This is a genomic window from Enterobacter sp. Ap-867 (assembly GCF_011752855.1).
Taxonomy (GTDB): Bacteria; Pseudomonadota; Gammaproteobacteria; order Enterobacterales; family Enterobacteriaceae; genus Cedecea.
In genome coordinates, this window is the sequence record NZ_VWWS01000001.1 from 1,147,957 (window position 1) to 1,170,941 (window position 22,985).

General features: G+C 56.6%; 21 protein-coding genes. 8 read left to right on the forward strand and 13 right to left on the reverse strand.

The window, feature by feature from the left end; genetic code table 11:
- Nucleotides 1–31: 31 nt before the first annotated feature.
- Together F3J26_RS05485 and F3J26_RS05490 are read right to left on the reverse strand one after the other, a co-directional pair.
- Entirely contained in the window at nucleotides 32–2,464 is a 2,433-nt protein-coding gene (locus tag F3J26_RS05485) for a formate C-acetyltransferase/glycerol dehydratase family glycyl radical enzyme (RefSeq protein ID WP_166992100.1), read from the reverse strand.
- 5 nt (nucleotides 2,465–2,469) lie between these two features.
- Nucleotides 2,470–3,369, reverse strand: a complete 900-nt coding sequence (locus F3J26_RS05490) for a glycyl-radical enzyme activating protein (protein ID WP_166992103.1) — start codon at nucleotides 3,367–3,369, stop codon at nucleotides 2,470–2,472.
- Between the two features lie 136 nt (nucleotides 3,370–3,505).
- Here F3J26_RS05490 and fsa point away from each other — a divergent pair, with 136 nt between their 5' ends.
- Nucleotides 3,506–4,168 (forward strand): fructose-6-phosphate aldolase, encoded by a 663-nt coding sequence (gene fsa, locus F3J26_RS05495; protein WP_166992106.1) that lies wholly within the window; start codon nucleotides 3,506–3,508, stop codon nucleotides 4,166–4,168.
- A 44-nt stretch (nucleotides 4,169–4,212) separates the two neighbouring features.
- On the opposite strand, the gene yciZ is transcribed toward fsa, so the two are convergent.
- Nucleotides 4,213–4,395, reverse strand: coding sequence for a protein YciZ/DeoL (gene yciZ / locus F3J26_RS05500; protein ID WP_008461338.1), 183 nt, complete (start codon nucleotides 4,393–4,395; stop codon nucleotides 4,213–4,215).
- A 222-nt stretch (nucleotides 4,396–4,617) separates the two neighbouring features.
- On the opposite strand from yciZ, the gene F3J26_RS05505 reads away from it, so the two are divergent.
- A complete protein-coding gene (locus F3J26_RS05505; protein WP_008461339.1) occupies nucleotides 4,618–5,487 on the forward strand; it encodes a crotonase/enoyl-CoA hydratase family protein in 870 nt (289 codons plus the stop codon).
- Here the strand turns inward: F3J26_RS05505 and pdeR are convergent.
- The 10 genes from pdeR to pspF all read right to left on the reverse strand — a co-directional run bounded on the left by pdeR (nucleotide 5,484) and on the right by pspF (nucleotide 18,535).
- Entirely contained in the window at nucleotides 5,484–7,475 is a 1,992-nt protein-coding gene (gene pdeR, locus F3J26_RS05510) for a cyclic di-GMP phosphodiesterase (protein WP_166873431.1), read from the reverse strand. The two genes, F3J26_RS05505 and pdeR, sit on opposite strands and share 4 nt — an antisense overlap.
- A gap of 194 nt (nucleotides 7,476–7,669) precedes the next feature.
- Nucleotides 7,670–9,604 carry an exoribonuclease II gene (locus F3J26_RS05515; RefSeq protein ID WP_166992109.1) on the reverse strand — a complete coding sequence of 645 codons (1,935 nt, stop codon included), beginning with the start codon at nucleotides 9,602–9,604 and terminating at the stop codon, nucleotides 7,670–7,672.
- An 85-nt stretch (nucleotides 9,605–9,689) separates the two neighbouring features.
- Nucleotides 9,690–10,865 (reverse strand): CMD domain-containing protein, encoded by a 1,176-nt coding sequence (locus F3J26_RS05520; RefSeq protein WP_166992113.1) that lies wholly within the window; start codon nucleotides 10,863–10,865, stop codon nucleotides 9,690–9,692.
- A 211-nt stretch (nucleotides 10,866–11,076) separates the two neighbouring features.
- The gene (fabI, locus tag F3J26_RS05525; RefSeq protein WP_039294025.1) at nucleotides 11,077–11,868 is read right to left on the reverse strand and encodes an enoyl-ACP reductase FabI; all 792 of its coding nucleotides are present in this window, start codon (nucleotides 11,866–11,868) and stop codon (nucleotides 11,077–11,079) included.
- 276 nt (nucleotides 11,869–12,144) lie between these two features.
- Nucleotides 12,145–12,951 carry a putrescine export ABC transporter ATP-binding protein SapF gene (sapF, locus tag F3J26_RS05530; RefSeq protein ID WP_008461344.1) on the reverse strand — a complete coding sequence of 269 codons (807 nt, stop codon included), beginning with the start codon at nucleotides 12,949–12,951 and terminating at the stop codon, nucleotides 12,145–12,147.
- Nucleotides 12,951–13,943, reverse strand: a complete 993-nt coding sequence (gene sapD / locus F3J26_RS05535) for a putrescine export ABC transporter ATP-binding protein SapD (RefSeq protein WP_008461346.1) — start codon at nucleotides 13,941–13,943, stop codon at nucleotides 12,951–12,953. The genes sapF and sapD overlap by 1 nt, the downstream gene beginning before the upstream one ends.
- Nucleotides 13,943–14,833, reverse strand: a complete 891-nt coding sequence (gene sapC / locus F3J26_RS05540) for a putrescine export ABC transporter permease SapC (protein ID WP_008461347.1) — start codon at nucleotides 14,831–14,833, stop codon at nucleotides 13,943–13,945. The genes sapD and sapC overlap by 1 nt, the downstream gene beginning before the upstream one ends.
- Nucleotides 14,820–15,785 (reverse strand): putrescine export ABC transporter permease SapB, encoded by a 966-nt coding sequence (sapB, locus tag F3J26_RS05545; protein WP_166992116.1) that lies wholly within the window; start codon nucleotides 15,783–15,785, stop codon nucleotides 14,820–14,822. The genes sapC and sapB overlap by 14 nt, the downstream gene beginning before the upstream one ends.
- Complete coding sequence (gene sapA / locus F3J26_RS05550) at nucleotides 15,785–17,422, reverse strand: ABC transporter substrate-binding protein SapA (RefSeq protein ID WP_008461350.1); 1,638 nt, start codon at nucleotides 17,420–17,422, stop codon at nucleotides 15,785–15,787. The genes sapB and sapA overlap by 1 nt, the downstream gene beginning before the upstream one ends.
- A 114-nt stretch (nucleotides 17,423–17,536) precedes the next feature.
- A complete protein-coding gene (gene pspF / locus F3J26_RS05555) occupies nucleotides 17,537–18,535 on the reverse strand; it encodes a phage shock protein operon transcriptional activator (protein WP_166992119.1) in 999 nt (332 codons plus the stop codon).
- A 172-nt stretch (nucleotides 18,536–18,707) separates the two neighbouring features.
- Here pspF and pspA point away from each other — a divergent pair, with 172 nt between their 5' ends.
- From pspA to F3J26_RS05585, 6 genes are all read left to right on the forward strand, one after another.
- On the forward strand, nucleotides 18,708–19,376 hold the full coding sequence (gene pspA / locus F3J26_RS05560) for a phage shock protein PspA (protein WP_008461354.1): 669 nt from the start codon (nucleotides 18,708–18,710) through the stop codon (nucleotides 19,374–19,376).
- Nucleotides 19,377–19,437: 61 nt separating this feature from the next.
- Nucleotides 19,438–19,662: an envelope stress response membrane protein PspB gene (pspB, locus tag F3J26_RS05565; protein ID WP_008461355.1), complete on the forward strand. Its 225-nt coding sequence runs from the start codon at nucleotides 19,438–19,440 to the stop codon at nucleotides 19,660–19,662.
- A complete protein-coding gene (pspC, locus tag F3J26_RS05570) occupies nucleotides 19,662–20,021 on the forward strand; it encodes an envelope stress response membrane protein PspC (RefSeq protein ID WP_039303566.1) in 360 nt (119 codons plus the stop codon). The genes pspB and pspC overlap by 1 nt, the downstream gene beginning before the upstream one ends.
- Before the next feature lie 127 nt (nucleotides 20,022–20,148).
- Nucleotides 20,149–20,379: a phage shock protein PspD gene (pspD, locus tag F3J26_RS05575; protein WP_008461357.1), complete on the forward strand. Its 231-nt coding sequence runs from the start codon at nucleotides 20,149–20,151 to the stop codon at nucleotides 20,377–20,379.
- Between the two features lie 112 nt (nucleotides 20,380–20,491).
- A complete protein-coding gene (locus F3J26_RS05580) occupies nucleotides 20,492–21,889 on the forward strand; it encodes a YcjX family GTP-binding protein (RefSeq protein ID WP_166992122.1) in 1,398 nt (465 codons plus the stop codon).
- On the forward strand, nucleotides 21,886–22,953 hold the full coding sequence (locus tag F3J26_RS05585; protein WP_166992125.1) for a TIGR01620 family protein: 1,068 nt from the start codon (nucleotides 21,886–21,888) through the stop codon (nucleotides 22,951–22,953). The genes F3J26_RS05580 and F3J26_RS05585 overlap by 4 nt, the downstream gene beginning before the upstream one ends.
- The last annotated feature ends 32 nt before the right edge of the window (nucleotides 22,954–22,985 follow it).

Sequence of the window (22,985 nt, forward strand, 5' to 3'; positions counted from 1 at the left end):
AGTCAGGCGGGGGATTAACCCCGCCTTCTCGTCAAAGAGTATGTTCCGTGCGGGCTATAATATCATCCTGCGCGTCAGGAGATAAGGCCGTAAAGAAGGCCGAGTATCCTGCAACCCTTACCACCAAATCTCGATATTTATCAGGATTTTGTTTGGCATCAAGCAGTGTTTCGCGGGAGACAATGTTGTACTGAACGTGCCAGCCCTTGTGTGATTCGAAGAAGGTGCGCAGCATAAACATTAATTTTTCACGATCGCGTGGATTATCTAACGTTGAAGGATTCAGTTTTTGGTTCAATAAAACACCGCCGAGGATTTTATTGGTCGGCAGTTTGCCCACGGAACTGATGACCGCCGTAGGGCCAAAATGATCGGTCCCGGACGCGGGGCTGGCGCCTTCTGCCAAAGGTGTATGTGCTCTCCGGCCATCCGGTGTGGCCATCGTGGCTGCGCCAAACGGCACGTTTGCTGAAATAGAAGAGGTTCCCGCGTAGTATGTTCCGCCAACAGGGCCGCGGCCAAAGCGCGTGTTGTGATAGCGCTTAAGTTCATCAATGTAGGTTTGATAGGCGCGGGCGAGCAGCATATCGACTTCGTCATCGTCGTTGCCGTATTTTGGCGCGCCGTTGATTAGTCGCTGGCGAAGCTGCTCGCCGCTCAGCCCGACAAAATCGTTGGCCAGGGCATCCGCCAGCTGTTGCTGCCCGATGATGCCCTGTTCAAAGACCAGTTTTTTTACGGCTGAAAGGCTATTCCCAAGATTGGCAATCCCGACCTGAAGTCCTGAAACCCAGTCGTATTTGGCGCCACCTTGCTTGATACTTTTGCCTCGTTCAATGCAATCATCCACCAGCGCCGAACAAAGAATATCGTGCGCGTTTTCTTCCAACACGGTATCTACCACGCATTCGATCTCGATCGATTTTTGCGTGTAATAACGAATTTGCTGGTCCCAGGTTTCGAGGACTTCGTCAAACGAAGTGAAATTGCCTTCAGACAGCGCCTTTTGCTGTGGGAGGAAGATGCTCCCGCTGGTGGCATCCCGGCCATGTTCAAGGCTTGCCAGCATCACGCGGGCAAAGTTGATGAAGCTCATGCCGGTGCAACGGTAGCCCCATTTTCCGCCGACGGCGGTTTCAATGCAGCCGATAGCCGCATAGTCATAAGCATCTTCCCGGCTAACGCCAAGCTTAATGAATGCCTCGATAACAATTTCATCATTGTTAAACGCCGGCATGCCGAATCCGCAGCGAATCACCTGCACACAGGCATCAAGGAAGTCGCTGCTCATCCCGGCGTGATAGCGAACGTTGAGGTTAGGCTGCGTTGAGCGCAGGCGGCCGCAGGACTCAAGAATGTCCCAGGAGAGCGGGTTAACGGCATCCACCGCGACGCCGTGCACCAGCGTTTGTCCTCCGATGGTGACGTTTTGGTAAAGCGGGCTGCCGGCGGAAGCTTTTGAATGCGAGCCGGAGCGAATTTTATTCACCTCAAGCAGCTTCAGCCAGCAGCTTTGCAGCAGTTCAATGGCCTGTTCCCGGCTGGTGGTTCGCTGTAATTCTACATCCCGGCGGTACCACGGATAAAGGTACTGATCGAGCCGACCAAAGGAGACGGAGTGCCCGTTGGATTCAATTTGCAGTACAAGCTGTACGAAATAGCTGAGCTGTAAAGCCTGCCAGAAAGTGACCGGCGGATTGCTGGCGATATGTTCGCAGTTTTCAGCGATCGCCAACAGTTCATCCCGGCGTGCCTCTCGTTTTTCGTCGGAGGCCATTTTCTTCGCCAATTCTGCGTAGCGTAATATATGGTCGCTCAGGGCAACAAAAGTCATATCAATGGCTTTCAGGAACTGTTCTTTGTGCAGGTCGTCCCAGTCGGTAAGTTGCAAACGCCCGCGTCGCTCGGCGACTTTGTCACGCAACCCACTAATACCCAGCTCAAGCAGCAGCGGGAAATTCACCGCCAGGTGAGCGTCGCCGGAAGTCATATTGCCTTCGGCTTTTATGATCCCGGTCGCCAGCAGTGCCTTTTGCTCGTCGGTAAACATGCCATAACAGCGATCCTGCACCGTTTGTCCGCGCCACCAGGGGCAAACTTCATGCATGACCGCTTTATCCGCGTCGGAAATTGAAAAGCCGGCACCCGGACGGTCGCCAAGATCGTCGATTTCGCTCTCAATCCAACCCACGGTGTATTCCGGGAAGAACGGCGCCCCGCGCACATGGCTTGCCTGGTTGCCGACGATCAGCTCGTCATGTTTGATCCAGATGGTTCGCTCCGCCAGATGATGGGCCAGCGCCATCGCGCGGCGAACCGGCAGCGGTTTATCCTGATGCCGCTGGTAAACAGCAGTGTAGTGGCGGGCACGCTCGGTGCAGACCGGCGGCTTCACGATATGTATCAGCGCTTCTTTGTGCGCCTTTATACGTGGGCTGAGAAAATTCAGGTTCAGTTCGGTCATGATGATTATCCTCTAATCCAGGCTGTCATGCCTTTTTGGCTGGCGTACTGTTCGGCGAAGTGCAGAAGGTCTGGTGCATCAAGCGGCCTGCTGGCGGCCAGGTAGGGCTGCTCCAACAGGGTGTATTTGTTTATCCCTAAGGTGTGATAAGGCAGAAAATGGATAGATTTCGCGCCAATTTCGTCGGCGGCGAAATCGCTGATGGCGCGGATGGAACGTTCATCGGCGTTAAAATCGGGAATCAACGGCACGCGGATGGTCATCTCTACGCCGCGGGCGGCCAGCTTGCGAAAGTTATTTATCACGCGTTCGGCGTTGCCGTCGGTCCACTGCTGAAAGCGTGCTTTGTCTACGTGCTTAAGATCCGCCAGCAGCAAATCCAAAAAAGGTAATGAAGGCGCAATGTATTTCCAGGGCACGTGCAGGCAGGATTCCACGGCAGTATGCAGGTCGGCCTCTTTACTGCGCTGTAGCAGTTCCCGCGCCAGCTCCGGCTGCATAAAAGGCTCCCCGCCGGAAAGGGTAATTCCCCCTCCGCTGCGAGCATAAAAAGGTTTATCGCGCAGCACGGTGGCCATAATAGAATCCGCCGTTTTTACTTCACCGCAGACGGTCAACGCCTGGGTAGGGCAACACTCTCTCAGCGCATTGATAGCATTGGGGTTGAGTTTGCCACGGGCAATAACCAGTTCGCTGTCTACACGGGAAACCACGTCCGGTACGGCCTGCTGGCAAAGTTCGCAGCCGGCGATGCACAAACGGCGGTCCAGCAAAACGTCGCATTCACGGCTACGGCTTTCGGGATTCTGGCACCAGCGGCAGCCCAGCGAGCATCCTTTCAGGAAGACCACCGTGCGGATCCCTGGGCCATCGTGCGTGGAGTAGCGCTGAATATTGAACAGCATGGCATTCTCTCTCTTTGTTTCTTTCGTAAATTAAATTACTTTCGAATGAAAGTTATATTGATATTGATCAGCTAAGCAATCGACAGTCGGGTTATGATGCGGTCAATGAGAGATGACTCTAATTCTGGAGAGCGTAATGGAACTGTATTTAGATACCGCAGATGTTGCCGCCGTTAAGCGTCTTGCCCGTGTTCTGCCGCTGCAGGGCGTAACCACCAACCCTTCCATCGTTGCCAAAGCGGGAATATCCCTGTGGGAAGTGCTGCCTGCACTGCAGGACGCGCTGGGGGGCGAAGGTCAGCTGTTTGCTCAGGTGATTGCGAACCAGGCTGATGAAATGGTGAAAGAAGCACAGCTGCTAACCACGCGGGTACCGGGGCTGGTTGTTAAGGTTCCCACTACGCCGGAAGGCCTGGCGGCACTTAAACAGCTTAAAGTCCTCGGGATCCCAACGCTGGGTACGGCAGTTTATGGCGCGACGCAGGGGCTACTGGCCGCGCTGGCGGGCGCTGAATATGTTGCGCCTTATGTGAACCGGCTGGATGCTCAGGGCGGGGACGGGATTCAGATGGTACAGGATCTCCAGCAGCTTCTGACGCTGCATGCCCCTGACGCGAAAGTGCTGGCGGCCAGCTTCCGCACGCCGCACCAGGCGATGTCATGCCTTCTGGCCGGCTGCGAAGCGATCACGCTGCCGATTGATGTGGTTGAACAGATGCTGGTCACGCCTGCGGTGACGGCGGCGATAGACGGGTTTGAAAAAGACTGGCAGGGGGCTTTCGGCTCGTTAACGCTCTAATCATTTATGGCCACCGTTCGCGGTGGCCTATATTTCCAAAAGAATTAAATTTCCCAGGGCGATTTTTTTTGCTCGCCGTCCTGCTTGTTTTCATCGTTATTTATGCTCAGCAATTCCGCTTTAAGGATCTCAAGGTTGTTTATCGCGGAGGCATAATCTTTGGCAACCAGAATATCCAGCACGGTATCAATACGTTTGGCAAGCTGCTGCGGATCCAGTGTTGGCATTGTTAATCCTGTCTGTGTTAGGGAATGAATCATTCGCCCATAATGCAAAAAATAGCCGATAAAGAGAAGGGCACTCGGCGAATTCTTAGCCTTATTCTTCAATAAATTATCGCACAACATATAAGCATTAATTATTAATCCTTACGCTGCATTCATCAAACTACAGCCGTGGATTAGTCTGATCCTGCGATGACCGCACTTTCATTTAATGAGGATCTGGCTATGACAGTTATCAACCAACCAACCTGCAAACTCTTTACTGACACTGCACGTTTTACTCAACTGTCTGGATATTACGAAGAAGAACGCCGTACAGTCTGGATGATGCTTCGTGCCCGCCCGCGTCCCTGCTTCAATCACGGACTTATCGAGGAAATAATGAACCTGGGATATATCGTCCAGAAGGCCGGATTTAAAGTCGATTTCTGGGTTACCGGCTCGCTGGTCCCCGGAATGTACAATACCGGCGGCGATTTAGGCTTTTTTGTGGAAACTATTCGTAATGGGCGTCGGGAAGCGCTCCGCGCCTATGCCCGTGCCTGTGTGGACTGCGTGCATGCCGCGTCTCGCGGTTTTGATACGGGGGCTATCAGCCTGGCGATGGTTGAGGGCAGTGCGCTTGGCGGCGGATTTGAGGCGGCGCTCGCGCACCATTTCCTGCTGGCACAGCGCGATGCCAGGCTGGGATTCCCGGAAATTGCCTTCAACCTGTTTCCCGGGATGGGGGCGTACTCTTTGGTTGCTCGCCGTTCGGGCATGAAACTTGCTGAAGAGTTGATCTATAAGGGCGAGTCCCACACGGCGGAATGGTACCAGCAGTATGGGCTGGTGGATCAGCTGTTTGAGCCGGGACAGGGATACCTGGCCACGCGCACCTTCATCGATACCCTCCAGCCTAAACTTAACGGCGTGAAGGCCATGCTGCGCGCGCGGCAGCGCGTGTTACAGCTGCCGCGCTCAGAGCTGATGGACATCACCGAAGACTGGGTGGATGCCGCATTCTGCCTGGAGGACAAGGACATTGCCTATATGGAACGGCTGGTCATGCTGCAAAATCGCCATACGTCGACGGCTCTGCGTAAAGCGGGCTAGCGCTTTGTTCTGGCCTGATAGCGCTTAAACCAACGCTCGAACACGGCAGCGGGCATTGGTTTTGCAAATAAGAACCCCTGCCGTTCGTTGACGCCATTCTTGGTAAGAAAGGCGTCTTCTTTTTGGTTTTCCACGCCCTCGGCGATCACCTGTAAATTCAGCGCCTGTGCCACGGCCACGATGGCTCTCACCAGCGACTGAGACACGGAATGTTTATGCACGTCGCGCACAAAAGACTGATCGAGCTTAATAGCGTCGATAGGGAAGCGCGCCAGCTGCGATAAGGACGAGTACCCCGTGCCGAAGTCGTCCAGATGCACCTGCGCTCCCAGTTGACTGAATTGCTTGATAACCGACAGCGCCAGCTCTTCGTTTTCGATAAGACAGCTCTCGGTCAGCTCAACGTCAATCGGGCAGTATTCAAAATTCAGATCCTTCAGCGCTTGCTTGAGATCGCTAAAAATAGTCTGATCGGCGAGCTGGCGGGCGGACACGTTGACCGCCACGCGGAGATTAATGCCTTTGTCCCGCCACTTTGCCACCTGCTGCACAACGCTAACCATCACCCAGCGCCCTAGCGGCACAATCAGGCCAGACTCCTCGGCATAGGAAATAAAGCCATGAGGAGGAATCAGACCCCGTTCGGGAGACTGCCAGCGCACCAGCGCTTCCAGGCTACGGACTTCGCCGCGCCAGGTCATCTTGGGCTGGTAATGGATCACCAGTTGATCGTTATCCAGCGCTTTACGCAGATTGGTATCCAGCCACAAATACTCAAATACCCTCTGGTTCATCTCGGGAGAGAACACGCAAAACTTCCCGCGGCCGCTCTCTTTGGCGGTGTACATGGCGGTGTCGGCGTTACGAATCAGATTCTCTCGTTCATCCCCGTGCTGCGGGGCGAGAGATATACCCAGCGAACAGCCGCTATAGACCTCAATCAGACCGATCCTGAAGGGCTGCTTCAGGCGGGTCAGAATGCGGGAAGACATCGCTTCCAGCGAGCCCTGAGAGGTGTTTGTTGCCAGCACAATAAATTCATCGCCTCCGAGGCGCGCCAGCACCTGGCCTTCTTCGAGGCAGCTTAAAATCGCCAGCGACACGGCCTGCAATAGCTGATCGCCAAACATGTGGCCGTAGGCATCGTTCACTTTTTTAAAGTTATCGAGATCCAGATAAACGATGCCGACCTGCGTGTCGCCCCGTTTGGCGATGGCCTCGGTGATCAGGTCATAAATGGCGTTGCGGTTAGGCAGTCCGGTGATGGTATCGGTATTGGCCAGCACCCGCAGTCGCTCCTGCGCGCGGCGCTCTTCGGTAATGTCGGTGCCGGAACAAATCAGGTAGATTTCGTTTTTGCCGCTGCCGCTGTGGACAAACTTGTTGCGGAACAAAAACAGCCGCTGGCCTTTACGGGTTTTGACCCAACGTTCAACTTCATAGGAGCTGCCATTGCGAAAAAATCCGCTGATATTGCGCTTTGAGGCGGCGGCTTCGCTGCGGCTCATAAACAGCTTGAAGACATTCTGACCGATGACCTCATGTTCTTTCATCCCGGTGTATTCTTCACTTAACCGATTGAAGCGCTGGATATTTCCCTGTTTATCAAGAATGACAATGACTGAATTCGCTTCAGAGACAACCTGCTCGGCAAAAGAGAGGCCCTGGACCAGGTCGCGAGCCACCGAATGGGTGTCGTGCCAGGCCGAGGCGGTGCCCGCCCACTCGCGTTTAGACACTTTGCGGCCGACCATATGCACCGGGACTTCTATGCCGAACAGCGACAGCGTCATGGTCAGGCTGGAGGTAATCACCGTCATCTGACGAATTTCGTCGGCCTGTATCATGTCCAGCGCCACCACCTGGCCTGTGTCTGAATCTTCACTGGCCGCCAGCTGAAGGGCGTTGCTGTCCGCCGGTAGACGCCAGTAGGGGCTGGTCGTCCCCAGGTAACGATAAAGCAGGTTCTGCTCCAAATCGTCTTTCATTCGTGCTCCTGAGCCTCAGGGGAAAATATCACCTAAATCTATTATTTATAGTAGCAACAGACGGCCGATGTTAAAGCCCCGGTAAAGAGGAAAAGATCTTGTTTTTGCAGAGGATGTGCAATATATCGGCACATGAGATGACAGTAATGAAAAAGCCGGGCAGAGCGCCCGGCTTTATAGGGTGAAAATCAGGATCAGGCCGCAGGGCGAGCGATAACGCTGCGCGTTTCCATGCGAACTTCCGCGATGGTCACGTCGATAACGTCGGTCACTTTATAAACGACTTCGCCCTTGATCTGCACGGTGCCGTTTTCCTGGCTGCAAACCAGCTCATCACGTACCGCGTGGATGAACGGTGCAGGGATAAACGCCACGGCCCCGTTGTCCACCAGGCGTACGCGCATCCCGCCGCGGCTAACATCGATAATTTCTGCTGCGAAGCGAGTATCGGTGCCGGCTTTCGGGCTCAGGAAGCGAGCGTACAGCCAGTCGCCCACGTCACGCTCGGCCATCCGGTTCAGACGGCGACGTTCCGCCATCTGGACGGTGGTTTCTTCCGCCGGACGCGTCGCCGCTTCGCCTTTAATAATCGCTTTCAGCAAACGGTGGTTAACCATATCGCCGAATTTACGGATTGGGGAAGTCCATGTGGCATAGGCTTCGAGGCCAAGGCCGAAGTGCGGGCCAGGTTCGGTGCTGATCTCGGCGAACGACTGGTAACGGCGAATGCGGCTGTCCAGGAACCCGGTAGGCTGAGCGTCCAGTTCGCGGCGCAGTTTGCAGAAACCTTCCAGCGTAAGGACTTCCTGCGCGTCCACGGTGATGCCGTGGGTTTGCAGCATGGTTGCCAGCTGTTCAGTATTGGCCGGATCGAAACCGGTATGGACGTTATAAATCCCGAAGCCCAGTTTCTCGCGCAGCACGATGGCCGCACAAACGTTAGCCGCAATCATCGACTCTTCAACGATACGGTTTGCGATACGACGCGGCTCGGCCACGATATCCAGCACTTCGCCTTTCTCGCCCAAGACAAAGCGGTAGTCAGGGCGATCTTTAAAGACCAGAGCGTGGGTCTGGCGCCATTCGCTGCGGGTCAGACAAACGCGATGCAGCAGGCGAATTTGCTGTGCAATGGCGTCGCTCTGCGGCTGCCAGCCACCTTTCTCTTCCAGCCAGTCAGAGACTTCGTCATAAACCAGCTTGGCTTTGGACTCGATATTGGCGGCGAAGAAATGAATGTCGCTGGCGATAGCGCCGTCCTGCTCAATGGTCATGCGGCAGGCGAGGACAGGGCGGACAACGTTGGCACGCAGGGAGCAGAGATCGTCTGACAGCTCGCGCGGCAGCATTGGAATGTTGAAGCCAGGCAGATAGTTGGTAAAGGCACGAATTTTGGCGATGCCGTCGAGTTTGCTGCCTTCTGCGATCCACGCCGTTGGGTCAGCGATGGCCACGGTCAGCTGCAGTTTGCCGTCGGCAAGTTCTTCAACGTACAGCGCATCGTCCATATCTTCGGTGCTGGCGCTGTCGATGGTGACAAAATCCAGCGACGTTAAGTCTTCGCGCACCAGGCCGTCGTCAAGCATCTCGGTGGCGACGCCGTCCGGCGCTTCGCGTTCAAGATTATGACGTGACAGTGTCACCCACCACGGCGCAAGATGATCGTCGCCGAAGGTGATGAATTGCGTTAACTCGGCATAGAAGCCACGGTCGCCCTTTAGCGGGTGACGGCGCATTTCAGCTACCGCCCAGTCACCGTTCTGGAAGTCATGGGTCACGTCGCGAGCTGCGCGGCACTGAATGGCATCTCTCAACAGCGGATGATCCGGCACAATTGACAGGCGGTCGTCTTTTTTCTGAACGCGGCCAACAAAACGCGTCAGGAAAGGTTCGATAAGCGTTTCCGGCTCGGCGGACTCACGGTCTTTATCGGTGTGGATGACGGCGCTGATACGGTCGCCGTGCATCACTTTTTTCATCTGCGGCGGCGGAATAAAGTAGCTTTTATTCGCATCGACTTCGAGGAAGCCGAACCCTTTTTCCGTGCCTTTCACCACGCCTTCAGCGCGTGGAGTCTGAGAATGCAGTTGCTGTTTTAGCTGCGCGAGCAGCGGGTTATCCTGAAGCATATCGTTTCGTTTTCGTGGCCAAAAGAGCGGCTGACAGTTTTACGCGAAACCGTACCTTGCGGCAAGCGCTGATTGCCGTGAAGGCTTATGGATTCAGCGCTTGAGCGGTATTTCCCAGGCCAATTTTCAGGCGGTTTATCCACCCGGCCAGCCCGGCACTAACCAGTAGTTTCAGCACCTGCTGCTCGCTAAAACCTTGCTCATACAAAGGTTGAATCTGCGCGGCGCTAAATCTGTCCGGGGCGCGAGTTAACAGCTGCACGGCCTGAATAATCGCTTTTTCACGAGGGTGATTGTGACTCCAGGCGTTAAGCGCCCGTTCTCCGTTGCGCATCGCGTCCGGTAATCCAGCATCTCCCTGCCAGGCCGCCGCGGCATCGCTAAAGCAGGCGGCGCTGCCGTTAATCCGTGACGTCAGCATCACCACCAGCAGCGCATCGTCTGGTTGCTGCGCGGTGGTCTGCCAGAACAGGCGGGTGAGCTGGCTGAGGTAAGACAGCGGCCGCTCATCGTGAGCAAGCAGCCAGGCAATATCACGCAGCGTGCGCAGCGGCTGGCTGATGCTCAAGACTTCCAGCTGTTCCGCCCGGGCATAACGCATTTCAACGGGCGCCAGCCCCGGAAGCCAGTTGACCGGGTACGGCGTAAACAACGCAGGTTCCGCGTCCTGTTGCCCGTCCAGCCCCGGCAGCCAGCGAACGGGCAGCCCCTGCAGCGCTTGCCAGACGGCAATAGCGCGCGCCTGGAAGCCCACGAAGCCGATAATCTGGGTAAAGGAGACAATATCGTCCACCGAGAGGCCGCATTCATCCAACTGCGCTAAGGCGCTATCGTCGATAAGCGTCGGCTGGCTGGCAAGCTGGCGGGCAAACTGGGTGATCTGAGTCAGGCGACGGTTGCTTTCGCGGGATGAGTCGGGGCCGGGCTGGGGAGCAAGGCGAGCGGCATAGTGGTTACACAGGCGTTGGACCCCGTAGACCTGCGCAACGGTCAGCGCCGTGCTCAGGCGATCGTAGCTGCTCAGGGTGTGTAAACGCGTCACGTTAATCCTTTCCGGCAGCAGCACATCGGCTACCGCTCGGGCGGCATCAAGCCACGGGGCTTCAACAATCAATTGTGCTTCAGAAGGGGCTACATCAAGCAGAAAGCGGTCTTCAACCTGCGCTGCTTCGGGAACTAAAGGCAGTACATCCGCCGGGCACAGACTGGACTGGGTTTCATGATACCAGTGGCTTTTACCAGAAAAGCGGCGTTGTTCCATGGTCGTTCCTTGGTCAAAAAGTTTGCAGACCCGGATACAACGTGGAAGCCGGGCCTGGTTCGCTGTTTTATCCTGGCGCAAGCTCGGGAGGTGACAAAAGAATGATCGGTGATAATAAATATCGGAAAGGTATAACTAAATCGGATTCAGGGGAGGAAAGCAGGGGGAAATAGCGAAACGGGCCGCAGCCCGCTTCGCCCAGGAACAGAAATTAGTCTTTCAGTTCCAGCTCGTTCATGGCTGCGATGCTGAAGCCGCCGTCAACGTGAACCACTTCCCCGGAGATACCGGCAGACAGGTCAGAACACAGGAAGGCTGCGGAGTTACCCACGTCTTCAATGGTTACGGTGCGACGAATCGGGGTAACGGCTTCACAGTGGGCCAGCATTTTACGGAAGTCTTTGATGCCGGAAGCGGCCAGAGTACGGATTGGGCCAGCGGAGATGGCGTTCACGCGCACGCCTTCTGGACCCATGGCATTAGCCATGTAGCGAACGTTAGCTTCCAGAGACGCTTTGGCCAGGCCCATAACGTTGTAGTTAGGGATTGCACGCTCTGCGCCCAGGTAGGACAGGGTCAGCAGGGCGGAACCTGGGTTCAGCATTTCACGGCAAACTTTCGCCATGGCAACGAAGCTGTATGCGCTGATGTCGTGGGCAATTTTAAAGCCTTCACGGGTAACGGCGTTCACGTAGTCGCCATCCAGCTGATCGCCAGGGGCGAAGCCGATGGAGTGAACGAAACCGTCAAATTTCGGCCAGCTTTTCGCCAGTTCGGTAAACAGCGCTTCGATGCTCTCATCTTCAGCCACATCGCAAGGCAGCACGATGCTTGAACCCAGCTCGGCAGCAAAACCTTCCACACGGCCTTTCAGCTTCTCGTTCTGGTAGGTGAATGCCAGCTCGGCGCCTTCGCGGTGCATCGCCTGTGCAATACCGTAGGCAATGGAGAGTTTACTGGCGACGCCAGTGATCAGAATGCGTTTACCGGTAAGAAAACCCATAGCTTTAATCCTTAATAGTCATTGTTGTTGCGGCCAGCAGGTGAAAAAACAGGCAGGCCGACGTTAAGACCGGGCGATTCTAACATGACTCCCGCGTAAGCGTTAATCCGACCACTTTTCCACGTCATAATTTGAGCCGCAGGGATGTTGGCTGCACGCCCATTTCTCAGTCACTTACTTCAGTAAGCTCCTGAAAACTGCTCCCATGCCGCCTACCCGCAACTCAAATTATCTAGTGGAAGTTGGGGGAGAATGATCGTGGCGAAGTAGTCTAAATTAACGATCCCTACGCCAGGCGTCAGCGGTTAAGGCCTCGCCGAAGTGGCTGTTAATCAGCCGTTTAGTCAATTCATGCAGCGGGGAGGCGAGCACGTCGGCCGTGCTGCCGCGCTCCACCACTTCGCCTTCGTGCATCACCATCACCTGGTCGCTGATGTGCTTCATCATGCCAATGTGCTGGGTCACGTAAATATAAGAAATGCCTTGTTTTTCCTGCAGTTCAAGCATCAGGTTAATCAGCTGCGAGCGCATGGACATATCCAGCGAGGCCAGCGCTTCATCGGCGATAATGACCTTGGGCCGGAGGATCAGCGCGCGGGCCAGGCCCAGACGCTGTTTTTGCCCCGGCGCCAGCATATGCGGGTAATAGCTGGCGTGGTCCGGCAGCAGACCAACCATGCGTAAGGTGTCCAGAATGCGTTTTTGCCGCAGCTCTGGCTCCAGCTCGGTATTCAACCGCAGCGGGAAGTCCAGAATCTGCGAGATGCGCTGGCGTGGGTTCAGGGAAGTACTGGGATCCTGGAATATCATGCGGATCCGCTGGCTGCGCCAGGAGTAATCGCCGAAGTGGAGAGGGTGATCGTCAATCACTAACTCGCCGGTGGTCGGCTCAATCATTCCCGCCAGCATTTTTGCCAGCGTAGATTTACCCGAGCCATTTTCCCCGATAATCGCCAGCGTCTGCTTCTCGCGCAGCGTAAAGTTGAGCGGCTTCACCGCTTCTACGTGCTGGCGGTGAAACAAACCTGTACGGTAGCGAAACGTCTTACTTAAATTGCGGACTTCCAGCAGCGTTTCGACCATTACTGACTCTCCATATTCAGCGGGAAATGACAGGCGTAGAGGTGATTTTTCGCCCCTTCAAGCCTTGGCGCTTCAATGCATTTGCGCTGGGCATAAGGGCAGCGAGGCCCCAGACGGCAGCCCAGCGGCAATTGCTCCAGCAGCGGAATCGCACCCGGCATGGTGTTTAACCGGCTCTTGTGCGGCATCGGGCTACCAAAGTCAGGGATCGCGCGGATCAGCGCCTGAGTATACGGGTGGTGTGGCGTGGCAACCAGCTCTTCGCTCGTCGCGCTTTCCACGGTTTGCCCGCAGTACATCACGTTAATTTTATCCGCCCACTGGCTCAGCATCTGCAGGTCGTGGCTAATCAGCAGAATGGTGGTGTTGTTGTTCTGATTGAGCCGCGTTAACAGACGGAAGATCTGCGACTGCGTGGTCGGCTCCATGGCGTTGGTGGGCTCATCCGCAATCAGCAGGCGAGGCTGGTTTGCCAGCGCGATGGCGATCATCACCTTCTGGCATTCGCCTTCCGTCAGCTCGTACGGATAGCTGCTCATGGCGTCTCTGTGATCTTTAATCCCCACGCGGTGCAGCAGTTCGATGGCGCGGCGCTTGCGCCAGCCAAAGCGTTGCCACCAGCGGCCTTTATAAGTCCAGCCGGGAATATTTTGGGTCAACTGACGGCCAATTCTTTCCGACGGATCCAGGCAGGATTGTGGCTCCTGGAAAATCATCGACACGTTGTGGCCCACCAGGCGGCGGCGCTCACGCGGCGAGAGCCGCAGCAGGTCGATATCGTCAAAGCGCATACGGTCGGCGGTAACCCGCCAGTTATCTTTGGTGACGCCACAGATAGCTTTCGCGATGAGACTTTTCCCTGAGCCGGATTCGCCGACCAGACCACGAATTTCCCCTTCGCCCAGCGTCATGCTCACGCGATCGACGGCTTTTACCCAACCTTCGGAGGTCATAAATTCGATGGTCAGATTGCGGATATCAAGTAGCGGCATTATTGCACCCCCGCGTTAATCGCGCGGCGCAGGCCGTCGCCAAGCAGGTTAACCAGCAGGACGCTTATCATGATGGCCGCCCCCGGCAGCATCACCGTCCAGGGCGCAACGTAAATCAGCTCCAGCGCATCACCGAGCATTGCACCCCATTCCGGGGAAGGGAGCTGCGCGCCAAGATCGAGAAAACCGAGTGCGGCAATGTCCAGAATCGCCATAGAGAGCGCTCGTGTGATTTCTGTTACCAGCGTGGCGGTGATATTGGGCATGACGGCAAACCAGAGAATATTTAGCGTGGAAGCGCCATCCAGACGGGCGGCGACCACGTACTCTTTCTCCAGTTCATCGTGCACCGCGCTGTAGACCGAACGTACCATTCGCGGCAGCAGCGCCAGCCAGACGGCAAACATCGCATGGCTGAGATGGGGGCCAGCAAAGGCGACCACAATAATCGCCAGCAGCAGGGAAGGAATCGACAGCAGCGTATCGAGAATGTGGTTCAGCACCGCGGAGCGCAGACCGTGGGTCGACCCCGCTATCACGCCGAGCACGATGCCGCAGATTGTTGCCGCAAGCGTGACGACAAACGCGCCGCCCACCGTCGGAGCTGCGCCGCTCAGCAGGCGGCTTAGCACGTCACGGCCAAGATCGTCGGTACCGAGGAAGAACGAAACTTCCCCATAGCGGGACCATGACGGCGGCAAAAGCTGATAGCCCAGAAACTGTTGGTCAATTTGATACGGGGCAAAAAGACCGCCAAACAGGCACAGAATAGCCAGGCCGCCGCAGCCGTAGAGGCCAATCATCGCCGTGGTATCGCCATAGAATTTACGCCACGTCAGACGCAGCGTGCTTGGCGGTCGCTTTTCGCGGTAGACGCTATCGTAAGGCATACCATTCCTTATGCTTCAGTGGGTTGGCCATAGCGCCCAAAATATCGGAAATCACGTTAACAACAATCACCAGCGAGCCAATCACCATCACCCCGGCGGAAATCGCCATGTAATCCTGCTGGCGAATGGCGTTAATCAGCCAGCGGCCCAGGCCGGGCCAGCTAAAGACCACTTCGGTGATCATCGCCAGCGTCAGCATGGTTGAAAACTGCAGGCCCAGGCGAGGGATCACCGGCGGCAGCGCGTTGTGCAGCACGTGGCGATGCAAAATAGTGAAGCGGGAAAGCCCGCGCGTGGCGGCGGCTTTGACGTAGTTCTGATCGAACACCTCGATGGTACTGATGCGCATCAGGCGAATCACTTCGGTGGTCGGGGCGACGGCCAGGGCGGCGACCGGCAGCACCATGTGGCGCAGGGCGCTGACGATCATTTCGCTGCGATAAGGCGAGTCCGAGAGCCACGCATCCACCAGCGCAAAGCCGGTGACGGACTTAACCTCATAAAGCAGGTCAAAACGCCCTGAAACCGGGAACCAGCCCAGCGTCAGCGAGAAGAACAGCGTCAGCAGCAGCGCCAGCCAGAACACCGGAATCGAAAAACCGACCAGCGCCAGGGCGCTGATTAGCCTGTCCTGCCACTTATTGCGCATGATGCCCGCCAGCATCCCCACCGGAATACCAATCAGCAGCGCCAGGCCGAAGGCCAGAATGCACAGTTCCATGGTGGCCGGGAACACGTCGCGTAATTGCTCGTTAATCGACTGGCCGTTGATGCTGGAAACGCCAAAATCCCAGTGCAGCAGGCTCTCAAACCAGAACACCCAGGCGTTCCACAGCGAGGCACCCTGCAGCGGCGCGTGGGGCGTAAAATAGTTGAGGCTAAAGCCGACCACCGCCAGAAACAGCAGAGTGATCAGCAGCAGCAATAATCGCCTTAGCGTGAAAATGATCATTATTTTTTCGCCTCTTCATTTTCCCTGGACACGCCTGCAAACGAGGCGTTGCCGAAGGGGCTGAGCACCAGGCCTTTCATGTCGTAGCGGTAGGCCTGCAGCCTTAACGAAGAGGCCAGCGGCAGCACCGGCAGCTCTGCGGAAAGAATATCCTGCGCTTCGTTGTAGGCTTCAATACGGGCGGAAAGCTGCTGGGAAGAGAGCGCTTTTTGCAGCACGCTGTCGAAATGCGGGTTGCACCAGCGGGCATAGTTAGTTTGCGAGCCGATGGCCGCGCAGCTCAGCATCGGGCGGAAGAAGCTGTCCGGGTCGTTACTGTCCGTTGCCCAGCCGGCAAGCGTCAGATCGTGGTTCATGTCCATCAGTCTGGCTTCCTGGAAGCGGCCCTCCATCGGCACGATAATCACCTTCACGCCAATCTGCGCCATATCCGCCTGAATCAGCTCGGCGGTTTTGAGCGGGCTTGGGTTCCAGGCCTGGGAGCTGGTCGGCACCCACAGACGGAGTTCCAGTTTATCCACGCCCAGGGCCTGTAACTGCTCACGGGCTTTCGCCGGGTTGTATTCGGTAATTTTTGCGTCGTTATCGTAGGCCCAGGAGGCGCGAGGCAAAATGGATGCAGCCGTTTCTGCCGTCCCGTAATAAATAGACTGCATCAGGCGCTGATTATTAATGGCAAGGGACAGCGCGTGGCGAACGGCCGGGTTATTCAGCGGCGGTTTGTTGGTGTTAAACGCCAGGTACGCGATGTTCATGCCCGGGCGCAGCGTCAGGCGCAGACGCGGATCGTCGCGCAGAATAGTCAACTGACTTGCCGCAGGCCAGGCCAGCACGTCGCATTCGCCGGTGAGCAGTTTGGAAAGACGGCCGGTGCCGCCGGAACCGAGATCGACCACCACCTGCGGCATCAGCGGTACGCCGCGCCAGAAGTGCTGGTTACGCGCCAGGCGAATGTACTGCCCGGCGCGGTATTCGCTGAGCAGGAAAGGGCCGGTGCCGACCGGCTGCCTGTCCATCAATTCCTGGTGGTCAGCTTTGGTCAACTGCGCTGCGTATTCGGCGGACATCACCGACGCGTAATGCGTAGCTAAATGCCAGAGGAAGGAGGCGTCCGGCTTATTGAGGCGGAATTCAACGGTATTGTCATCCAGCTTGCGAACGCTTTTCACCGTTTCCGGGAACTGGAGACTGTCGAAATAGGGGTAGCTGCCGCCGTTAACGTTATGCCACGGATGGTTGCGGTCGAAGATACGCTCAAAGGTAAACACCACATCATCGGCGTTTAGCGCGCGGGTGGGTTTAAACCAGGCGGTAGTCTGGAACTGGACATTGTGGCGCAGGTGGAAACGGTAAGTCGCGCCGTTATCCAGCACTTCCCAGCTTTCCGCCAGTTCAGGCACCAGGCGATAGGTATAAGGGTCAACGTCCAGCAGGCGGTCATAAAGCTGCGCCGCCAGCGTGTCGACGGTCAGGCCGCCGCTGGTCATTTGCGGGTTAAAGGTGTTGACCTGCCCGTTGACGCAATAAACAAAGCCACTGCGGCGAATATCTGCCGGTTTTTCAGCGGGCGCAGCGGCACGCGCCGCGCCGCTCAGGCAGCATAAACCCAGTAACAGGGAGGAGAGCATTCCGCGCATAAGTTTTTGAGTTATCTCAAGTGATGGGCAAAGTGTATCGCACTCTTGCCTTCTCCCCAAAATTACTGGTGACGATCGGCAATTTTCTGCGCAGGACGATGAAAAAAACGCCGCTCAGTCCGGCGTCAGGCTGCTTAATTGGTGTTTTTTCAGCATCGCTCGTAGCTGATGATAACTCACGCCCAGCAGTTCTGCAGCCCGGCGCTGGTTAAAATTTGCCTGCTTCAGGCTTTGTTCCAGCAGGTTTTTCTCCTGTTCGTTTTGCCAGCTTCGCAGATCGAGCGGCAGGCCGGGCAGGTGCGCCGGAGCCTCTTGTCTGGCCTGATGGAGCGGGGCAGGTTTATGAGTGAAAGGGTTAAGGATAATGTTGTCCAGCGCTTCATCGCTTGAGCCGTGGCGGTACACCGAGCGCTCAACCACGTTTTTCAGCTCGCGAATATTGCCCGGCCAGCCATAGTTAAGCAGCGTCTCGCAGGCCCTTTCGGTAAAACCGGGGAACAGCGGCAAATTAAGTTCCCGGCACATTTGAATCGCAAAGTGATCGGCCAGCAGCAGGATATCCGATCGCCGCTCGCGCAGCGGCGGGAGCATCACCACGTCAAACGCCAGCCTGTCGAGCAGGTCGGCGCGGAATTTCCCTTGTTCGGCCAGCTCCGGCAAATCGGCATTGGTGGCGCAGACCAGGCGAGTATTCACCTGTAGCGGCTGGCTGCCGCCCACGCGCTCAAGTTCGCCGTATTCCACCACCCGCAGCAGCTTCTCCTGCACCAGCATTGGGGCCGTGGCCAGCTCATCAAGAAACAGCGTGCCGCCTTCAGCTCGTTCAAAACGACCCTGATGGCGCTTCTGCGCGCCGGTAAACGCGCCGGCTTCGTGGCCAAACAGCTCGCTGTCGAGCAGGTTTTCGTTCAGTGCCGCACAGTTGAGGGAGATAAAAGGCCCCTGCCAGCGCTGGGAGAGGAAATGCAGGCGGTTGGCGATGAGTTCCTTCCCGGTGCCGCGTTCGCCGATGACCAGCACCGGTTTATTCAGCGGGGCCAGGCGGGAAACTTGTTCCATGACCTCCAGAAAGCTATTAGCTTCTCCAATGAGGCTGTCCTTGTTTTCAGGCATGGTTAAATTCCCTAATAGTTAGTTAATTTAACCACTATAGCGGCTTTTATGGGATCGTCAAATTTACATTAATTCTTATTAATCAATGAAGTAAAAAGTTGGCACGGATGCTGCAATATCCTGTCAGAGCAGAGTGCCTGGCACCTGAGATAATGACTAAGAGGATTGAATTATGGGTATTTTTTCTCGTTTTGCCGACATCGTGAATGCGAACATCAACTCCCTGCTGGAGAAAGCGGAAGATCCGCAGAAGCTGGTGCGCCTGATGATTCAGGAAATGGAAGACACGCTGGTGGAAGTGCGTTCCACTTCAGCCCGCGCGCTGGCCGAAAAGAAACAGCTGAGCCGCCGCGTGGAGCAAGCTACCGCGCAGCAGGCCGAATGGCAAGAAAAAGCCGAGCTGGCGCTGCGTAAAGAGAAAGAAGATCTGGCGCGTGCCGCGCTGATTGAAAAACAGAAGCTGACCGACCTGATCGTCACGCTGGAAAATGAAGTTGTGCACGTGGATGAAACTCTGGCGCGCATGAAGAAAGAAATCGGCGAGCTGGAAAACAAGCTGAGCGAAACTCGCGCTCGCCAGCAGGCGCTGACCCTGCGTCATCAGGCTGCCTCTTCTTCACGCGATGTTCGCCGCCAGTTGGATAGTGGTAAACTGGATGAAGCGATGGCCCGGTTCGAATCTTTCGAGCGCCGCATCGACCAGATGGAATCCGAGGCGGAAAGCCACGCCTTTGGCAAACAGAAGTCTCTGGACGCGCAGTTTGCCGAGCTAAAAGCCGATGATGAAATCAGCGCCCAGATAGCTGCGCTGAAAGCAAAAATGAACCAGGATCGTCAATAATAATCCAGGCCGCGATGCGCCCGGCGCATCGCGACTCAAGCCTGACCCGTAAGGAGTACACATGACTGCGCTTTTTCTTGCTATCCCGCTGACCATTTTTGTGCTGTTCGTGGCGCCGATTTGGCTGTGGCTTCACTACAGCAATCGTCCTGATGCAGGGCAGCTTTCACAGAGTGAGCAGCAGCGGCTTGCCCAGTTGACCGATGAGGCGCGACAGATGCGGGAGCGCATTCAGTCTCTGGAACAGATCCTTGATGCCGAACACCCGAACTGGAGAAACAACTGATGGTGAATTCATTTTCCGGTCGTAAGCTGTGGCGTATCCCTGAGAAGGGGATGGTAAAAGGAGTTTGCGCGGGTATTGCGCAATACCTTGATGTGCCGGTCAAACTGGTCCGCGCCATTGCAATTTTATCGATATTCTTTGGCCTGTCGTTCTTTGTGCTGGTGGCCTACATCGTGATGACATTTGTGCTGGACCCGATGCCCTACGGCGCAGATGAAAAAGATACGCAACCGACCAACCGCGATCTGCTGAACGCGGTGGATGCGGAACTGGCCGCCGGTGAGCAACGTTTACGCTCGATGGAGCGTTACATTACGTCTGACACTTTCACGCTGCGCAGCCGTTTTCGCCAGCTGTAAAGCAACCCTCTCCCTGACGGAGAGGGGATAAACAGGTTTTCTCCCTCTCCTGGGGGAGAGGGCCGGGGTGAGGGCGCCCAGGCTCAATACCAACCACCCACCGCAATTAACCGCTTTTGGAGAGACAATGACTACATTCCATTCCGTCAGCCAGAAAGCTAAACCAGGCCTGAAACTTGCCGGGAAGCTTGCTTTACTTGCCGCGCTGCGGTTCGGCCCGGCGGGTTTTGCGGCGTGGGCGATCAAATCGGTAGCCCGCCGCCCGCTGAAAATGATACTGGCCGTGGTGCTGGAGCCGTTACTGACCCGCATCCTGCGCAACGTCTCTGACCGTTACGACCGCCGCATGGCAAAATAACCCTCCTCGCGGCGGCGAAATCTTCCGCTTAACGTTTTGATTCTTGGTAATCAGCCCCATTTGATATTATCAATAAAGGTATTTTCTGCAGCGGAAGGCAATCAGGACGCTTATGAACCGACTCAAAAACGAATTTAACGCCCTGGTAAACCGGGGCGTTGATCGTCATTTACGCCTCGCGGTAACCGGGCTGAGCCGCAGCGGTAAAACCGCATTTATCACCGCGATGGTCAACCAGTTGCTGGGCATTCACACCGGCGCACGGCTGCCAATGCTTAGCGCCGCTCGTGAAGAGCGTTTGCTCGGCGTTAAGCGCGTGCCGCAGCGCGATCTGGGCATTCAGCGTTTCACCTATGATGAAGGCATGGCGCAGCTTTTCGGCACGCCACCGGCCTGGCCGACGCCGACTCGTGGCGTAAGCGAAATGCGCCTTGCGTTACGCTACCGCTCCAACGATTCGCTGCTGCGCCACTTCAAAGACACGTCCACGCTTTACCTGGAGATTGTTGATTATCCGGGGGAGTGGCTGCTTGACCTGCCCATGCTGGCGCAGGATTACCTGAGCTGGTCGCGCCAGATGACAGGCCTGCTGCAGGGCCAGCGTGCCGAGTGGTCGGCGGAATGGCGTCGCCTTTGCGAGGGTTTAGATCCTCTCGCTCCCGCCGATGAGAACCGCCTGGCGGCGGTTGCCGAAGCGTGGACCGACTACCTGATGCGCTGCAAGAAAGAAGGGCTGCATTTTATTCAGCCGGGGCGCTTTGTCCTGCCCGGAGATATGGCGGGCGCGCCCGCGCTGCAGTTTTTCCCATGGCCGGATGTGGATGCTTTTGGTGACTCGAAGCTGGCCCAGGCGGATAAGGGCAGCAACATCGGCATGCTGCGCGCGCGTTTTGATTACTACTGTGAAAAGGTGGTGAAAGGGTTCTATAAGAATCACTTCCTGCGCTTCGACAGACAGATTGTGCTGGTGGATTGCCTGCAGCCGCTCAACAGTGGGCCCCAGGCGTTCAACGATATGCGCCTGGCGTTAACCCAGCTGATGCAAAGCTTCCACTACGGGCAGCGCACGCTGTTCCGTCGCCTGTTTTCCCCGGTGATCGATAAGCTGCTGTTTGCCGCCACCAAAGCCGACCATGTCACGGTAGACCAGCACGCTAACATGGTTTCTCTCCTGCAACAGCTGGTGCAGGATGCCTGGCAAAACGCGGCCTTCGAAGGCATCAGCATGGACTGCATGGGGCTGGCCTCCGTGCAGGCAACGCAAAGCGGCATCGTAGACGTGCAGGGGGAGCAAATCCCGGCGCTGCGCGGCAATCGCCTGAACGACGGTGCGCCGCTGACGGTGTATCCGGGGGAGGTGCCTTCGCGCCTGCCCGGCAATGCTTTCTGGCAAAATCAGGGCTTTCAGTTCGAACAGTTCCGGCCGCAGGTGATGGACGTTGACCGTCCGCTGCCGCACATCAGGCTGGACGCGGCGCTGGAATTCTTAATTGGAGATAAATTGCGATGAGCGATCCTATTAAACCGCGCATCGATTTTGCGCAGCCGCTGGAGGCGGAAAAAGAGCAGGACTGGAAAGCGGCACACGCGTTCAGTGAACCGGAAGCGCAAAAGTTTATCCCGGTCACCACCAGCGTTGAAACGCTTGCCGACGAAGAAGGGCAGGCCGAGGCTGTTATTGAAGCTGCTTTAAGACCGAAACGCAGCCTGTGGCGCAAAATGGTGACAGCCGGACTGGCGCTGTTTGGCGTCAGCGTTGTGGCTCAGGGCGTACAGTGGACCCACAACGCTTTTGTGACTCAGGACTGGATCGCGCTTGGCGGCGGCGTTGCCGGGGGGCTTATCGTCGCGGCTGGCGTCGGCTCGATTGCCAGCGAATGGCGGAGGTTGTGGCGTTTGCGCCAGCGTGCCGAAGAGCGTGACGAGGCACGAGAACTGCTCGCCAGTCACAGCACGGGCAGAGGGCGGGCGTTCTGCGAAAAACTGGCCAGCCAGGCCGGGCTGGATAAAGGCCATCCGGCGCTGCAGCGCTGGTATGCCTCGATCCATGAAACCCACAACGACCGGGAAGTCGTGGCGCTTTATGCCCAGCTTATTCAGCCGGTGCTGGACGCTCAGGCCCGGCGTGAAATTAGCCGCTCTGCTGCCGAATCCACGCTGATGATCGCCGTCAGCCCGCTGGCGCTGGTGGATATGGCTTTTATTGCCTGGCGTAACCTGCGCCTGATCAACCGCATCGCCACGCTGTACGGTATCGAACTGGGCTATTTCAGCCGTATTCGCCTGTTCCGCCTGGTGCTGCTGAATATTGCTTTCGCCGGGGCGAGCGAGCTGGTGCGTGAAGTCGGCATGGACTGGATGTCGCAGGACATTGCTGCCAGACTTTCGGCTCGCGCCGCGCAGGGGATTGGGGCCGGGCTGTTAACTGCCCGCCTGGGCATTAAGGCGATGGAGCTCTGCCGTCCGCTGCCGTGGCTGGAGGATGACAAGCCCCGGCTGGGGGATTTCCGCAAACAGCTTCTGGTTCAGCTGAAAGAGACGCTGGCCTCCGGGAAAAAAAAACCTACCAACTGAATTTGTATCATTGACCTGGAGGGCAGCTTCGG

Excerpts from the sequence above, each read along its gene's own strand:
- sapC (WP_008461347.1), bottom strand. The coding sequence starts at position 14,833 with ATGCCTTACGATAGCGTCTACCGCGAAAAGCGACCGCCAAGCACGCTG.
- pspD (WP_008461357.1), top strand. The coding sequence starts at position 20,149 with ATGACTACATTCCATTCCGTCAGCCAGAAAGCTAAACCAGGCCTGAAA.
- F3J26_RS05485 (WP_166992100.1), bottom strand. The coding sequence starts at position 2,464 with ATGACCGAACTGAACCTGAATTTTCTCAGCCCACGTATAAAGGCGCAC.
- F3J26_RS05505 (WP_008461339.1), top strand. The coding sequence starts at position 4,618 with ATGACAGTTATCAACCAACCAACCTGCAAACTCTTTACTGACACTGCA.
- sapD (WP_008461346.1), bottom strand. The coding sequence starts at position 13,943 with ATGCCGCTACTTGATATCCGCAATCTGACCATCGAATTTATGACCTCC.
- pspB (WP_008461355.1), top strand. The coding sequence starts at position 19,438 with ATGACTGCGCTTTTTCTTGCTATCCCGCTGACCATTTTTGTGCTGTTC.
- F3J26_RS05515 (WP_166992109.1), bottom strand. The coding sequence starts at position 9,604 with ATGCTTCAGGATAACCCGCTGCTCGCGCAGCTAAAACAGCAACTGCAT.
- sapA (WP_008461350.1), bottom strand. The coding sequence starts at position 17,422 with ATGCGCGGAATGCTCTCCTCCCTGTTACTGGGTTTATGCTGCCTGAGC.
- sapF (WP_008461344.1), bottom strand. The coding sequence starts at position 12,951 with ATGGTCGAAACGCTGCTGGAAGTCCGCAATTTAAGTAAGACGTTTCGC.
- pdeR (WP_166873431.1), bottom strand. The coding sequence starts at position 7,475 with ATGAAAGACGATTTGGAGCAGAACCTGCTTTATCGTTACCTGGGGACG.
- pspA (WP_008461354.1), top strand. The coding sequence starts at position 18,708 with ATGGGTATTTTTTCTCGTTTTGCCGACATCGTGAATGCGAACATCAAC.
- yciZ (WP_008461338.1), bottom strand. The coding sequence starts at position 4,395 with ATGCCAACACTGGATCCGCAGCAGCTTGCCAAACGTATTGATACCGTG.
- F3J26_RS05585 (WP_166992125.1), top strand. The coding sequence starts at position 21,886 with ATGAGCGATCCTATTAAACCGCGCATCGATTTTGCGCAGCCGCTGGAG.
- F3J26_RS05580 (WP_166992122.1), top strand. The coding sequence starts at position 20,492 with ATGAACCGACTCAAAAACGAATTTAACGCCCTGGTAAACCGGGGCGTT.
- F3J26_RS05520 (WP_166992113.1), bottom strand. The coding sequence starts at position 10,865 with ATGGAACAACGCCGCTTTTCTGGTAAAAGCCACTGGTATCATGAAACC.
- F3J26_RS05490 (WP_166992103.1), bottom strand. The coding sequence starts at position 3,369 with ATGCTGTTCAATATTCAGCGCTACTCCACGCACGATGGCCCAGGGATC.
- pspC (WP_039303566.1), top strand. The coding sequence starts at position 19,662 with ATGGTGAATTCATTTTCCGGTCGTAAGCTGTGGCGTATCCCTGAGAAG.
- fabI (WP_039294025.1), bottom strand. The coding sequence starts at position 11,868 with ATGGGTTTTCTTACCGGTAAACGCATTCTGATCACTGGCGTCGCCAGT.
- sapB (WP_166992116.1), bottom strand. The coding sequence starts at position 15,785 with ATGATCATTTTCACGCTAAGGCGATTATTGCTGCTGCTGATCACTCTG.
- fsa (WP_166992106.1), top strand. The coding sequence starts at position 3,506 with ATGGAACTGTATTTAGATACCGCAGATGTTGCCGCCGTTAAGCGTCTT.
- pspF (WP_166992119.1), bottom strand. The coding sequence starts at position 18,535 with ATGCCTGAAAACAAGGACAGCCTCATTGGAGAAGCTAATAGCTTTCTG.